This is a genomic window from Shewanella sp. Pdp11, from assembly GCF_002838165.1.
GTDB lineage: Bacteria > Pseudomonadota > Gammaproteobacteria > Enterobacterales > Shewanellaceae > Shewanella > Shewanella hafniensis.
The window spans coordinates 845990-858980 of record NZ_CP015194.1 but is presented as its reverse complement, the minus strand read 5'-3'; the positions used below and the strand labels follow the sequence as shown (position 1 = coordinate 858980).

At 46.4% G+C, this 12991-nt stretch carries 9 protein-coding genes and 2 pseudogenes; 4 read left to right on the top strand and 7 right to left on the bottom strand.

The window, feature by feature from the left end:
- Window positions 1-6 precede the first annotated feature (6 nt).
- Both AYJ58_RS03935 and AYJ58_RS03930 read right to left on the bottom strand, forming a co-directional pair.
- On the bottom strand, window positions 7-864 hold the full coding sequence (locus tag AYJ58_RS03935; protein ID WP_106649076.1) for a DMT family transporter: 858 nt from the start codon (window positions 862-864) through the stop codon (window positions 7-9).
- Window positions 865-990: 126 nt separating this feature from the next.
- Window positions 991-1764 (bottom strand): ABC transporter substrate-binding protein, encoded by a 774-nt coding sequence (locus AYJ58_RS03930; protein ID WP_106649075.1) that lies wholly within the window; start codon window positions 1762-1764, stop codon window positions 991-993.
- Window positions 1765-1924: 160 nt separating this feature from the next.
- On the opposite strand from AYJ58_RS03930, the gene trmL reads away from it, so the two are divergent.
- Entirely contained in the window at window positions 1925-2389 is a 465-nt protein-coding gene (gene trmL, locus AYJ58_RS03925; protein ID WP_006084553.1) for a tRNA (uridine(34)/cytosine(34)/5-carboxymethylaminomethyluridine(34)-2'-O)-methyltransferase TrmL, read from the top strand.
- Between the two features lie 42 nt (window positions 2390-2431).
- Here the strand turns inward: trmL and AYJ58_RS03920 are convergent, their stop codons facing one another.
- Complete coding sequence (locus AYJ58_RS03920; protein ID WP_106649074.1) at window positions 2432-3028, bottom strand: hypothetical protein; 597 nt, start codon at window positions 3026-3028, stop codon at window positions 2432-2434.
- A gap of 294 nt (window positions 3029-3322) precedes the next feature.
- On the opposite strand from AYJ58_RS03920, the pseudogene AYJ58_RS03915 reads away from it, so the two are divergent.
- The 3 genes and pseudogenes from AYJ58_RS03915 to AYJ58_RS03905 form a co-directional block, all read left to right on the top strand.
- Window positions 3323-4705, top strand: a pseudogene (locus tag AYJ58_RS03915) (S9 family peptidase); the annotation flags it as partial.
- 103 nt (window positions 4706-4808) lie between these two features.
- Window positions 4809-6017: an IS4-like element IS10A family transposase gene (locus AYJ58_RS03910; protein ID WP_001206290.1), complete on the top strand. Its 1209-nt coding sequence runs from the start codon at window positions 4809-4811 to the stop codon at window positions 6015-6017.
- A 13-nt stretch (window positions 6018-6030) separates the two neighbouring features.
- Window positions 6031-6681 (top strand): annotated as a pseudogene (locus AYJ58_RS03905) (S9 family peptidase); the annotation flags it as partial.
- Between the two features lie 102 nt (window positions 6682-6783).
- Here AYJ58_RS03905 and AYJ58_RS03900 read toward each other — a convergent pair.
- The 4 genes from AYJ58_RS03900 to AYJ58_RS03885 all read right to left on the bottom strand — a co-directional run bounded on the left by AYJ58_RS03900 (window position 6784) and on the right by AYJ58_RS03885 (window position 12541).
- The gene (locus AYJ58_RS03900; protein WP_106651738.1) at window positions 6784-8247 is read right to left on the bottom strand and encodes a M16 family metallopeptidase; all 1464 of its coding nucleotides are present in this window, start codon (window positions 8245-8247) and stop codon (window positions 6784-6786) included.
- Window positions 8248-8288: 41 nt separating this feature from the next.
- The gene (locus tag AYJ58_RS03895; protein WP_106649073.1) at window positions 8289-9620 is read right to left on the bottom strand and encodes a M16 family metallopeptidase; all 1332 of its coding nucleotides are present in this window, start codon (window positions 9618-9620) and stop codon (window positions 8289-8291) included.
- Window positions 9621-9757: 137 nt separating this feature from the next.
- The gene (locus AYJ58_RS03890; RefSeq protein ID WP_106649072.1) at window positions 9758-11173 is read right to left on the bottom strand and encodes an amidohydrolase; all 1416 of its coding nucleotides are present in this window, start codon (window positions 11171-11173) and stop codon (window positions 9758-9760) included.
- 192 nt (window positions 11174-11365) lie between these two features.
- On the bottom strand, window positions 11366-12541 hold the full coding sequence (locus tag AYJ58_RS03885) for a hypothetical protein (protein WP_106649071.1): 1176 nt from the start codon (window positions 12539-12541) through the stop codon (window positions 11366-11368).
- Between the last annotated feature and the right edge of the window lie 450 nt (window positions 12542-12991).

The window sequence follows — 12991 nt, the reverse complement described above, 5'->3', positions numbered from 1 at the left end:
TACTGACTAGGGCTGCACTTTTTTAAATGGGTTTAACCTTAAATTCTGTGGCAATTTCATCAATAACAGCGACAGTAATATCACACCTATCCCCGCCCACTGACGCATGTCTAAGGTCTCACCCACGATCATAACCCCTAATGATACGGCAACCACGGGATTGACTAAAGCAACCATGCCCATGATTTCTGGCCCTAAATTTCGCATCGACCACAGCCAAGCCCAATAAGCGATGGCGGTGTTGGCAATCACTAACCATAGTAACGACGGCACCACTGTCAGGCTAGGTAACTGCGGCGGGCCCGCCATAAACCATGCCAGCGGAATTAACATCAAGCCGCCCAAAAACAGTTGCCATGCTGTAAGCACTAAAAAGTCGCCCACATCCCACTTTTGCATCCAGCGAGAAGAGAAAGCAATTAACGTCGTCGCGCTTAACATGCACAAGACCCCAATAGGGTCGAGATCCGCCGACGGGTTTAGCAGTAAAATCACCCCTCCTAATCCCATCAAACCTAATAGCAACCACTTCATACCAGGGCGTTTTTTATCTATCACCCAAGCTAAGATTAAGAAAATTAACGGCAGCGTCGCCCCTAAGGTACCCGCCACAGCGCCCGGCAAACGATACGCACCGATAAACAGCAGCGCAAAGAAGGCGCCAATATTACAAAACGCCAGCAAGCTTAATTTAGACCAAGCCAGCATTGGTAAACGTGGACGCAGCATCAACATCAGTATTCCCGCCGGCAGCGCGCGCCACACGGCCACCCAGTAGGGCGACATATCATGTAAGTAGAGACTCACTAACGCATAGGTCGTCCCCCAAAATACAGGGGCGAGTAAGGCGATGACAAAAGGCATAATAACTCTTTAGAAAGTATCTTGATGTGGAGATATATTATTATCAGTCTTCACTCCTAGCAAGTGAAGTTTCAGAATATCTCGTTATCGGCGGGAAATAATCAGGTTAACTATTTGATTTAAAAGCTAAGGTTGCCAGTCATTGTAGGACAGATGGATAGTTTGATAAATCAGGCTTAATTCTCCAGTCTGCCGCAGTAATTCAATCATGCGAGTCAAATATGCATCCACGGCATCCCCTTCGGGACCCTTGGCAATCACAAACACATCTTCAAAATCGCCAAAGTCTTCACGGTGGATATTATGCAATTTCAACTGTTTCAGCATCATATCGGCCTCTTCCTGCGCCCAAACGAAGGCATCGATACGGCCATGGGAAAGTTTTAGCAAAGAACGTTTAATGGTTATCGAAGGTTCCGCAGGGATAGGCATGTAATCTGGAATCGCCTCCACGGTAAATACGCGCCCCGTTTGCTGTTGATCAAATAACATGGCCTTCGTTATCGGCTTATCCACATTGGTATAAAGCACATGGGTGACTTGCCCAAATGAAACAGAGCTAAAACGGTAAGGTAAGGCATCTAATGCGGCATTGTTACGAATGGCGGGCAAACCAAAATCAGCACGACCGAGCGACACACCTAGCATAGCCCGTGAAAGCGGGAAAACCTTAATCTCAATTTCAACCTCAGGATCTGCCCTATCAATTGCTTTAACCAGTTCCACAAATGGCCCTGTGCCATCGGCATTAATTAATCCAGGGATCTCCCCTAAATAAGCCGTCATTTGCCGCTTTCCGCCCGCATTGCTCACAACATCATCCGCCGCATAGACTGAGGTAAGAATGCTTTGAAGAAAAAGCACAGAAAAAATACATAAGGTAATAAAGTGACTGAACATGGGTGGTCCCTCAGTGGCTTTCTCAAGCTTAGCAGACGACAACGATTATGGCGTTCATTCCTCGCATCCAGATGAGAACGTGATAAAGCATCACTCAGTCACTGCGCTTAAGTCTTGTTTGCCGTATAATCAGCCGTCATTTTTCTATAGGCGGGCCAGCATGTTCCATATCGCACTCTATGAGCCAGAAATCGCACCTAACACAGGTAATATCATTCGCTTATGCGCCAACAACGGCAGCCAACTTCATCTAATTGAGCCACTAGGGTTTGATTTTGAAGAGAAAAAATTGCGCCGCGCGGGCTTAGACTATGCTGATTTAACCAATGTGACTCGCCACAAAGACTTCGATGCCTTCCTCGAAGCCATGGCAGGCAAGCGCATTATGGCTTGTACCACTAAAGGCAGTCGCCCGCATACTGAGCTGACTTTTGCGAAAGATGATGTGCTGTTATTTGGCCCTGAAACCCGCGGCCTGCCGATGGCGATTATCGAGTCAATTCCAACCGAGCAGCGATTACGCATTCCCATGGCGGCCACCAGCCGTAGTTTAAACCTCTCCAATGCGGTGGCGATTATCAGCTACGAAGCGTGGCGTCAGCTCGGGTTTGAAGGCGCTATTTAAGCACTGTCGAAGCTAAATCGCGGATTTGTGGCTAAGGGGCGGCTAATGAGATGGCGCGACAGGCGTCATCTCTATCCCACGAAACAGCTGATAGCGGTCGATATCATCGTCTAAATATTGGATATTCTGCGTCCATTCCCAACCACCCGCTTGAGCCTGAGTCTGAGTCTGAGTCTGAGTCTGAGTCTGAGTCTGAGTCTGAGTCTGAGTCTGAGCATCAAAGAGTAACTGGATCAACGCGGGTCTCGCATTAACAACGCCTTCCCCTAGCAGGGAATAATCCCCATTTTGTCGATATAAACTAAAGACTTGTTGTTTATCTTCCGCCACACCGTCGTAATAGGTCAGTAATACTTGATCGCCCTGCTCCCTAAACCACCAGGTTTCACTAAAAGGCGCCCGCGTGCCGATACTCACAGATAAGATCAACTGGCGCTGATCGTGGGAGCAAACGCCCGTGACGGCCACTTTTTTCGGAATTTCCCCCGCCTTGGCAGCATCACCCGCCCATTGCCCCACCAATTGTGGACAAAATTCCTTGAAACTGACCTTAGCGGCCATGACTGAAAAGGACGAAAACACGCTCAGTACAATGGCAAGACCCAGCATAAAGTTCAAACGGTCGATTTTAAGCGGCATATCTCTAGCACCTACCCGAAACAGATCAATACATTAGCGTTAAAAGCATCAATCGACAAATCCCCTAACGCAAACGATTCCTTTAACGACGGAATGAGCGCTTTGGTATTGTCGTTAGCCTGATTTTTTAGCGCCTAGATCAACCACTTTTGAGCTGAGATGCCCAACAAAGATTCACAGTTGCTTACATAACAGCTTATTCAGGCATGGCGGGTTTTCATGCTAACTTGCCACTTAGCAAAAATACGCAACATCATAATTCTAGTAACTGTTTGTATCACAAGGAGACACATAGTGAAGAAGACAAGCATTTTATTACTCTGTTTACTGCTGCCCTTTAGCTTGGCATTTGCAGAACAGGGCAAACCACTCTCAGCAGAATTGCTTTGGCAACTCAAACGTATCGGTAGCCCGATTGTCTCCCCCACGGGCGAGCACATTATCGCGCCAGTCACAGAGTACGATCTCAAAACGGATAAAGGCTCAACCCAGCTGTGGCATTTCGATGGCAAGCAAAACCGAGCCATCACAGCCAAAGGTTTAAGGGTGAGCGAGCCCGTGTTTTCCCCCGACGGCAAAACCTTGGCATTTGTAAGTAAGCGCAATGAAGACGAGGCGAGCCAAATTTACCTGCTGCCGATGGACGGTCCGGGTGAAGCGCAGCGCTTAACCGATATTCCCACTGGCGTTAACAGCATTAAGTGGGTTGGCAAGCATTTGTATTTCATCAGCAATATCTTTCCTAATCAAAGCTGGGAGGAAATGAAAACCCAGCTTGCCACAGATACCGACAATAAGGTTTCTGCCCATCAATGGAACGCCTTGCCCTATTCACAATTTGATCACTGGTTAGACGAACGTCGCCAAGCCCACGTATTTAGAATTCCGGCCAAAGGCGGTAATGTCGAAAATATCACCCAGCCTGCAGGCCATGAATTACCACGCTCAGACCAAAGCAGTGCAAGCTATGATGTTTCCCCCAATGAACGCTGGATTGCCTTCAATGCCTATGGCTCAGAGAATAAAGTCGATCCTAAAATTGATATATTTCTCGCTGCGATTGGAGACAACAAGGCCGAAAATCTCACCGCAGATAATCAAGCGCCGGATCTGAATCCTAGCTTTAGCCCTAACGGTAAAACGCTCGCCTTTACCCGCCAGAAAATCCCCGGTTTCTACGCCGATACCTCAAGGCTGATGCTGCTAGATATCGACAGCCGTAAACTCACAACACTCACAGCTGACTGGGACCGTTCTGTCTCTCAATTCAGTTGGACACCCGACAATAAGGGCTTTTATGCCACTGTGGAAGACGCCGCCACAAACCGCATTTACTCTATCGATGCAAAAAACGGCAAAGTAAAAGCCATCACAGAGGCAACCGATTTTAGCCAACCCGCCATAGGCAAAGACGGTGCACTGATTGCCACCAATCAGAGCTTCTTGTATCCCGCTCGCTTAGTCAGCATCAATCCCCGCACTGGCAAGATTGAACGCCTAGAAAACTTTAACGACGATATTCTCAAAGATGTCGACCTAGGCACTTATGAATCCGTCACCTATAAAGGCTATCAAGGTAAAGATATTCAAATGTGGGTTCACTATCCCGCAGGGTTTGATCGCAGCAAAAAATACCCATTGTTTATGCTCGTCCACGGCGGACCACACAATGCCCTGAAGAATCCCCTGATGATTTACAAATAAATCATCAAATTAGGGTGGAAGCGCATCTTGTTGCATGATCAAATGGTTTCGCCAAAAACTACACTTGGACAACAAGATGCGCGAAGCCAATATCCTACAACATTCTTTACACCAATACTGCCCAGAACTTCACCTAAAACGATTAAACAGCTTGATGCTGGCCTCTAAGGCACTGATTGAATGTAAGACACTGACCTTGACTGAGTTAGGTCGAAATTTACCAACCACGGCCCGAACCAAGCACAACATCAAGCGCATTGATCGTTTGCTCGGCAACACGCATCTGCATCAAGAACGGTTAGCTGTCTACCAATGGCATGCCAGCCTCATCTGTTCTGGTAACCCTATGCCGATTGTGCTCGTCGATTGGTCAGACATCCGAGAGCATAAACGCATCATGGCCCTGCGCGCCTCAATAGCCTTCAATGGCCGCTCTATTACCCTGTATGAGAAGTCCTATCCCCTATCAGAACAATGCTCTAAGGCCTCCCACAACGGTTTTTTAGCGGACTTAGCCAAGATTTTACCTTTGCATGTTACCCCTCTCATCGTGACTGACGCGGGGTTCAAAGTGCCTTGGTACAAAGAGGTTGAGGCGCATGGTTGGTTTTGGCTAAGCCGTATTCGCGGTACAGTTCAATTTGCAGATATTGGCGCTGAAAATTGGCGTGCAGTTCGCAGTACACATGACTTGGCCAACGGTCAAGCGAAGAGCCTGGGTTGTAAGACCTTGACCAAAACTAACCCTATCAATTGCCATCTCACGCTTTATCGTAGCAAACCTAAGGGGCGTACAAATCAGCGTTCAACGAGGACTAATTGCCACCATCCATCGGCAAAAACGTACTCAACATCGGCGAAAGAGCCTTGGGTGTTAGCCAGCAATTTACCACCAGAATCTCGGAGCCCAAAGCAGCTGGTAAACCTGTACGCCAAACGTATGCAAATAGAGGAAACCTTTCGTGACCTCAAAAGCCCGGCATACGGCTTTGGCTTACGCCAAAGTCGTACCAACAGTCCAGAGCGATTCGACATCATCCTACTGATAGCGTTGATGGTTCAATGCCTGTTGTGGCTAGTTGGTTTACACGCACAGCAACAGGGCTGGGATAAGCATTTTCAGGCCAATACCATTGGGCATCGAACGGTACTCTCAACGATTCGCTTGGGATTGGAGGTACTCAGGCGGCCTGATTATCAAATCACGGAGAAAGAATTGCTGGCGGCCTGGGTATTATTCGCCAATCAGTTGCTCAAATATGGCTATGCTATGGCTGATTTATGAGGGGATCCTTCAGCACAATGCCATTACCGACGGTTTCCATTACCGTTGGAACGCGCAAACCTTTGCTTCTTGGGGTTATGTCACTGCGTGGCCAAACTTCCACGGTTCGAGCGGCTTTGGTCAGGAATTTGCCGATGCCATCAATCCCGATTGGAAGACAAAACCCCTTGAGGATGTGCTCAAGGCGGCAGACTGGTTTAAACAACAAAGCTGGATAGACAGTGATCGCATGGTGGCGGGCGGCGCAAGTTATGGTGGTTACCTGACCTCGATTATTTTGGGTCAACCGCATCCCTTTAAAGCGCTATTGATCCATGCTGCGGTTTACGACATGTATGCACAAATGGCGTCGGACTTTGCCGTGCACAGCACCCGATTTGGCTACTATTGGGATAATCCAGAACTGTATAAAGCCATATCGCCCCATTACTTTGCGGGCAATTTCAACACTCCAACCTTAGTCAGTCATGGTCAACTCGATTACTTAGTGCCGGCGACCCAAGGGTTTGAGCTGTTCCACACCCTACAAAGTCGACATGTTGAATCGCGGATGATTTATTTCCCCGATGAAAATCACTGGATTATGAAGCCCAATAACTCAGTCTACTGGTATAACGAAGTGAAGAAGTGGATGACCAATTATGCTAAGCCGGGTGGACAATAAACGCTGCATCTAGAACCTAGAACCTAGAACCTAGAACAGGAAAGCAAAAGGTCTGCACTATGCAGACCTTTTCTTTATTGAATCAAGCCTCGCAATGATAGCTTATTGGCCAAATCCCGTGGCTTTAATATCCACGGTTTGCACTTTGCCATACTTAGCGGCGATAGGAGCAATCTTAGCCGCGTTGCCAATCAGCACAAATTGCAGATCTTTTTGCGGGAAATACGTTTTCACGAGTCTTTGGGTTTCAGCTAAGGTCAAACCATCCACCTTTGCTTGGAACTCATTGATAAACTTATCATCGAAGCCATACAGATACATGCCAGACAATAATCCCGCCAGTTGGCCTGAGGTTTCAAACTTAGGTGGGAACTGGCCCTTCACATAGGCTTTAGCCGAATCTAAGGTCGCTTGATCTACGCCTTTCTCCCATAAACGAGCATAGGTTTTCAGTGCGAGATCAATCGCTTCTTGAGTGGTTTCCGTCTTAGTAAAAGTACTGATAGTAAACACACCCGAGTCGGTATAAGGGCTAAAACCTGAGCGTGCGCCATAGGTTAAGCCAGCGTTTACCCGCAGCTCGTCGTTAAGCCAAGAGGTAAAACGACCACCTAAAATAGTGTTCACTACTGTTAAACCGACATAGTCTGGATTGTCACGACTAATGCCTAAACCGCCGATAACAAAGGTGGTCTCGATGGCATCGGGTTTATCCACCAGCAAAACTTTAGCCGCAGTTAACTGAGGTAAACCTTGGTTTAAGTCAGGCTGCACCAGCTTTTCGCTGCCTTGCCACTGACCAAAGGTTTGCGTCAACTTAGCCTTCATGGCGGCAACATCAAAGTCACCCACGACGGTAATCGCGGTATTGGCCGGTTGGTAGTAACTCTTATGGAAAGCGCGCAGTTGCGACACTGTCACTTGTTCAAGCGAATCACTGTTACCCGAAGCCGCATTACCATAAGGATGGGCACCGAATACCAGCTTATCGAAGTAACGACCAATCACAGCTCGTGGGCTTTCTTTATCTTGCTGCAGCCCCGCAATCGCGCGTTGCTTAAGCTTATCGAACTCGGCAGCATCAAAGTCTGGCGTTAACATCGCCGCGCTAAATAAGCCCAGCATGACGTCAGTGTCTTTCGCCATAAAATCGGCACTAAGATAACTGCCTTCTTTATCCGCTTCAGCCCCTAAACTTGCACCGAGAAAATCCACTTGCTGCTCGATATCCGCCTTAGATTTACCCGCCGCCCCTAACAACAAACCTTCTGCTGTCATTTGCGCCACGCCTGCGGTGGTGTCATTAACCGCACCCGCACGTACCACGGCATTTAAGGTGACCAAAGGCACTTCTCGCTGCGGCATTAAATACACAGTTAAGCCGTTATCCAGCACGAACTTGTCGTAACTTGGCATCACAAAGCTGCCAGTTTCGACACGTTTTGGCGCCGATGTCGAAGCACAACCCGCTAAGGCTAAACTTGTGCCTAGGGCTAATGCGGCCATTAACTTAGAAGGTTTGCCAAGTGATGCCATCTTAAGTGATTTCATTGCTGTCGATTTCATTGCCATCGATTTCGCTGCCGTTGATTTCATTGCCATCGCTTTCATTGGGAGCTCTCCTCGTTTGCCGCCAGCACAGCTACAGTGCGATTCGATTTACGTAAATAGGTTTGGGCAACACGTTGAATATCTGCTGGCGTCACCTTGTTATAGGCTTCTGGCGCATTAAATAGCTTGTCATAACTGCCAAAATACATCTCATAGGTGCCTATGGTATTGGCCTTGCCATTGATGGTTTCCATCGAACGATAAAAATCCATCAACTTGATATTTTTAACTTTATCCAGCTCTTGCTGGGTAACACCCGTTGTCGCAATCGCATCGATTTGTTCAATCAGTGCCTGCTCCAGCGTCGAGGCTTTCACCTCAGGTGTGGCAACACCCATCACATAGAAGAGGTTAGGGTCGACCGACATCGGCATATAGGTTTGCGCTTCTAAGGCCACTTGTTTATCAACCAGTGATTGATATAAACGCGAGCTATTACCTTGGCTTAGAATCGAGCTTAATAAATCCAACGCATAAAAATCTGCGTGAGTCGCCGCCGGAATATGATAAGCCAGCATCACATTAGGTGTGCTCACCGATGCCTTTTGCACAAAGGTACGACGCTCACCCTTTTGCTCAGGTTCTACGGTGCGAATCGCTTTAGGCGGAGTTTGTGCCGGAATAGGCGCAAAGTACTTGTCGGCCAAGGCTTTAACTTGGGCAAGTTTCACATCACCGGCAATCACGACCACAGCATTGTTCGGCGCATAATAGGTTTTGTGGTACTGCACAAGATCGTCCAGTGTCCAAGCGGCGATATCCGACTCGTGACCGATCACCGACCAAGAATACGGATGGGCTAAAAACGCCACGCCTTTGATTTCACCCTCGAGGGCATTCCAGTTAGAGTTTTCTAAGCCAGTGGAGCGTTCCGACTGCACTACGCCACGTTCGCTATCGACCATAGTTTGGTTGATATCTAAGTTTGCGATACGGTCGGCTTCGAGATCGAACATAGTTTCGAGCGCATTAGCGGGGAACCAATCGGTATAAACCGTCATGTCTTCAGTGGTATACGCATTGTTCGCGCCACCTGCGGCTTCCATAGTGCGGTCGAACATTTTTGGACCGTACTTTTTCGAACCGTTAAACATCATGTGTTCGAAAAAGTGCGAAATACCGGTGATGCCGGGCACTTCGTTACGTGAACCGACTTTCCAAAACAAGTACATGTTGGCATTGGGAATAGAGGCATCTTCTAGCACCATGATTTTCATGCCGTTATCTAGCGTGAAACTCTTAATGTCTTCTGCCGTGGTGGCCTGTGCTTGGCTTAGGGGATTAAAAAGTCCCATGGCCAACACCAGAGCCGATAGCGTGCGCTTCATCTTGTTCGCTCCTTGCTGTAAGTATTTACATATGAAGGTAAATTGTTTAACAAATCAAGCGCAGAAAGCGTATCCCGCGCCGATTTTTTGTAAGCTCAAGTTATACCGAAGAGCTTACGGAATAAGACTTGCGCGGCTTATTGCGCGTTAAGCGCCGTTAATGCCACTTTAGTCATGGCCTCAACCCCGACTTTTAACGCACTTTCATCTACATAAAAAGCCGGAGAATGATTGCTGGCCGCGGTTTCAGGGTCCGTTCCCTTTGGCGTTACCCCGAGGAAGAAAAACATCCCCGGCGCTTCTAAGGCGTAATAAGAAAAATCTTCGGCACCTGTGATTAACCCAGGCTCAATCAGCATCTTATCGCCCACCACACTGGCAAGCACAGGGCGCATGCTAGCGACTAATTCAGGATTATTGACCACAACAGGATAACCTGGGTGGATCTCTGTGGTCGCGGTCGCACCAAGGGTTTTCGCCGACAGCTCGGCTATTTCAGTTAAACGCACTTTGATATCGGCGCGCATGGGCTGGTCGAAGGTGCGAATAGTGCCAATCAGCTCGACTTCATCGGGAATAATGTTAGAGCGAATGCCACCATTAACCGCACCAAAGCTCACTACGGCAGGGGCTTTAGTGATATCCACCTGACGGCTGACGATCGTTTGCACGTTAGTGATAATTTGCGCCGCAGCGACAATAGGATCGACCCCATTCCAAGGGCGCGAACCGTGGGTTTGGCGGCCTTTCACTTTGATGGTAAAAGAATCCTCACTCGCCATCGCCGGACCACTGCGCACACCAATCATGCCACTCGGCATGCTCGAGGTCACATGCATACCAAACACTTGGTCAGGTTTACGCTTAGCAAACAGCCCTTCTTTAAGCATTAATTCTGCGCCGCCTTCTTCCCCGTCTGGCGCGCCTTCTTCGGCAGGTTGGAAGATAAACATCACATCCCCCGCGAGGCTATCTTTCACTTTGACTAAGTTCTCGGCCACACCCATCAACATAGCCACATGGGTATCGTGGCCACAGGCATGCATCACACCCACCTTTTGAACGCGGTAAGTGTCGGTCGCCTTAGAGGCAAAGGGTAAGTCAACCACCTCAGTCACAGGTAAAGCATCCATATCCGCCCGAATCGCAATCAAGGGACCGGGCTTCCCGCCTTTCAAAATGGCCACCACGCCCGTATGTGCAACACCCGTTTGCACTTCTAAACCTAATGATTTCAGATGCTTTTCAATAATCTTGCTGGTGCGAAACTCACGGTTAGACAACTCAGGGTGTTGATGCAAATCACGACGCCAGCCGATCACCTTTTGCTCCACACCCGCCGCCAACTTAGCCGCATCCGGCATAGTATTGGTCGCCGCTTGCGCCGAACTCAAACCCGCGCCCATAAAGCTCAAGGCTAAAGCCGAAGCGAGTAATGTCTTGGAAAAAATGGCTTTGTTTGCAGAAAAGTTAAGCCCAAATGATCTTGGGATCGATGATGTTGAGATAGCAGATTTTGAAATAGCAGATGGTGATACAGAGGATGCAGTCATAGCGATGGCCTATTGTTGTTTTTATAAGCTACCTAAACTACACGGAGATCACAGTATTGTTAATAGATTTAATTATTGGGTTGAGTAAGTTCATCTAGAATGACATCTACACTTTCGTATTTGACAGCCTCATTTACTGCAAAATCTACCTCCGCACGAGGTAGATTTAACAGGGTAAAATACTATTTAAACTTAATTACATAATCCCATATATTCATACGTCAGATCTTGCGGATTACATTTCTCTTTTTCAGTTCCACATCCGTATCCTGCATAGCCACGTATGGATGTCTGAAAGCGGCAAATTTGAACACCCCCCTCGTCTAAAACCCCTCCCCAATGACCATATATTTCATCACTGGAAAGAGATGTCTGAGTGGTCGTTTGAGTTTTGTTTCGCTCAAAAAATTGTACTAAACATGGATCAACTTTATCCCCATTAAATCGCACTGAATTATCTTTACCTGATGGAGTGAAAAGATCTCTAATTGAAACACCTCCAGCATAAGAAAGATCTGGTTCTAATTCAAAATTAAAACCTAAACTTCTTTTCCCTTTTATATAATACGTCCCACCATATGAAACACTAAAGGTCAGTCTGTTATCAGGCATTACACGATCATCATTTTCATCGTAAATCATATAAACAAAGATTTTACTAGCAGTACTGTGATTAAAACTAATACCAACTTCTGTGAGACCTAAAGTGAGCCCTGTGAGATCTGTATCCTTAAATCCCTCAATATACTGTGCCCAAGTCTGCCCGCCTAAACTTTTTTTCATTATATCACCAAGCTCATTAAACACCTGTTGTTTATAATCTTTTGATGTAAAAAAATCAGTAGGGAAAGGAGACATAGTACATTGTGCATTTTGATTTGAGCCAATGCCTTGTGAAAACTGTGCAGATAGAGTGTTTTTATTTAAGTAGCTGTTATCATCTTCTCCGGCATAAGCCACTATTGAGTTTTCACTAAGTTGACGGAATGAATTATCAATTTCATAAAATATGTCTAAATCACTCTTCTCACCTTGTGTCAGGGGTAGTGACTTTATTTCAATATAACCAGACTCATCCGCTGAATAAACAATAAACTTGCTTGCAATCCTTTCTACTGGATTTGCTACAATCATTGTTTTATTTTGCTTATAACAAACCCAATCCTCTTCCTGAGGCACTTCTCCTTTTGGAGTTGTAAATTTACATTTCTTTGGAGGAACCTCTTTTTTCACTACACTAGTAAAATCTGTATGACTACAATTATGACATGCGTATGCTGTAATCTTTGAGCCTGTGGAACCATATGATAAAAAACTAAATAGTGGAATAACTAAAAAAACAACTGGAAAAAACTTTAATACCCTCATTTACAATTTCTCATTAACTACATTAAATTTGAAACTTTGCCATGCTGTTTCAAGTTGCACAATACGCTATTAGTATTAACAATATTACAGCATGTCATGCCAAAAAATGACATGCCAACCACACAATCAACCAGCTAATTAATAACATGTAAAATGACAATACATTTTGTACAAAAAACAAACTAGATCAACGTTTAGTTTATAAGTCCACTAAATATATTTTTTCTTAAAATAATCTATTTCTAAAATTACAGACTAATTTAAACTCAAGCATTTATGCAAAAACACTACGTCCTTATCGATGACAAAAGGATGGAGACAAAAAGATGGGACATACATAACTTCTAGGGTTGAATGTAGTCTTTTCACATTAACTTTTCTAGAGCCAAAGCATGATTCACCCTATTTATCTTTTGAACTGAGAAACTGGCCTTGGGGCAAAAGCGTATT

What these genes read in the sequence shown, in the direction of transcription:
- AYJ58_RS03935 (WP_106649076.1), bottom strand. Translation starts at nt 864, where the DNA reads ATGCCTTTTGTCATCGCCTTACTCGCCCCTGTATTTTGGGGGACGACC.
- AYJ58_RS03930 (WP_106649075.1), bottom strand. Translation starts at nt 1,764, where the DNA reads ATGTTCAGTCACTTTATTACCTTATGTATTTTTTCTGTGCTTTTTCTT.
- trmL (WP_006084553.1), top strand. Translation starts at nt 1,925, where the DNA reads ATGTTCCATATCGCACTCTATGAGCCAGAAATCGCACCTAACACAGGT.
- AYJ58_RS03920 (WP_106649074.1), bottom strand. Translation starts at nt 3,028, where the DNA reads ATGCCGCTTAAAATCGACCGTTTGAACTTTATGCTGGGTCTTGCCATT.
- AYJ58_RS03910 (WP_001206290.1), top strand. Translation starts at nt 4,809, where the DNA reads ATGCGCGAAGCCAATATCCTACAACATTCTTTACACCAATACTGCCCA.
- AYJ58_RS03900 (WP_106651738.1), bottom strand. Translation starts at nt 8,247, where the DNA reads ATGAAATCGACAGCAATGAAATCACTTAAGATGGCATCACTTGGCAAA.
- AYJ58_RS03895 (WP_106649073.1), bottom strand. Translation starts at nt 9,620, where the DNA reads ATGAAGCGCACGCTATCGGCTCTGGTGTTGGCCATGGGACTTTTTAAT.
- AYJ58_RS03890 (WP_106649072.1), bottom strand. Translation starts at nt 11,173, where the DNA reads ATGACTGCATCCTCTGTATCACCATCTGCTATTTCAAAATCTGCTATC.
- AYJ58_RS03885 (WP_106649071.1), bottom strand. Translation starts at nt 12,541, where the DNA reads ATGAGGGTATTAAAGTTTTTTCCAGTTGTTTTTTTAGTTATTCCACTA.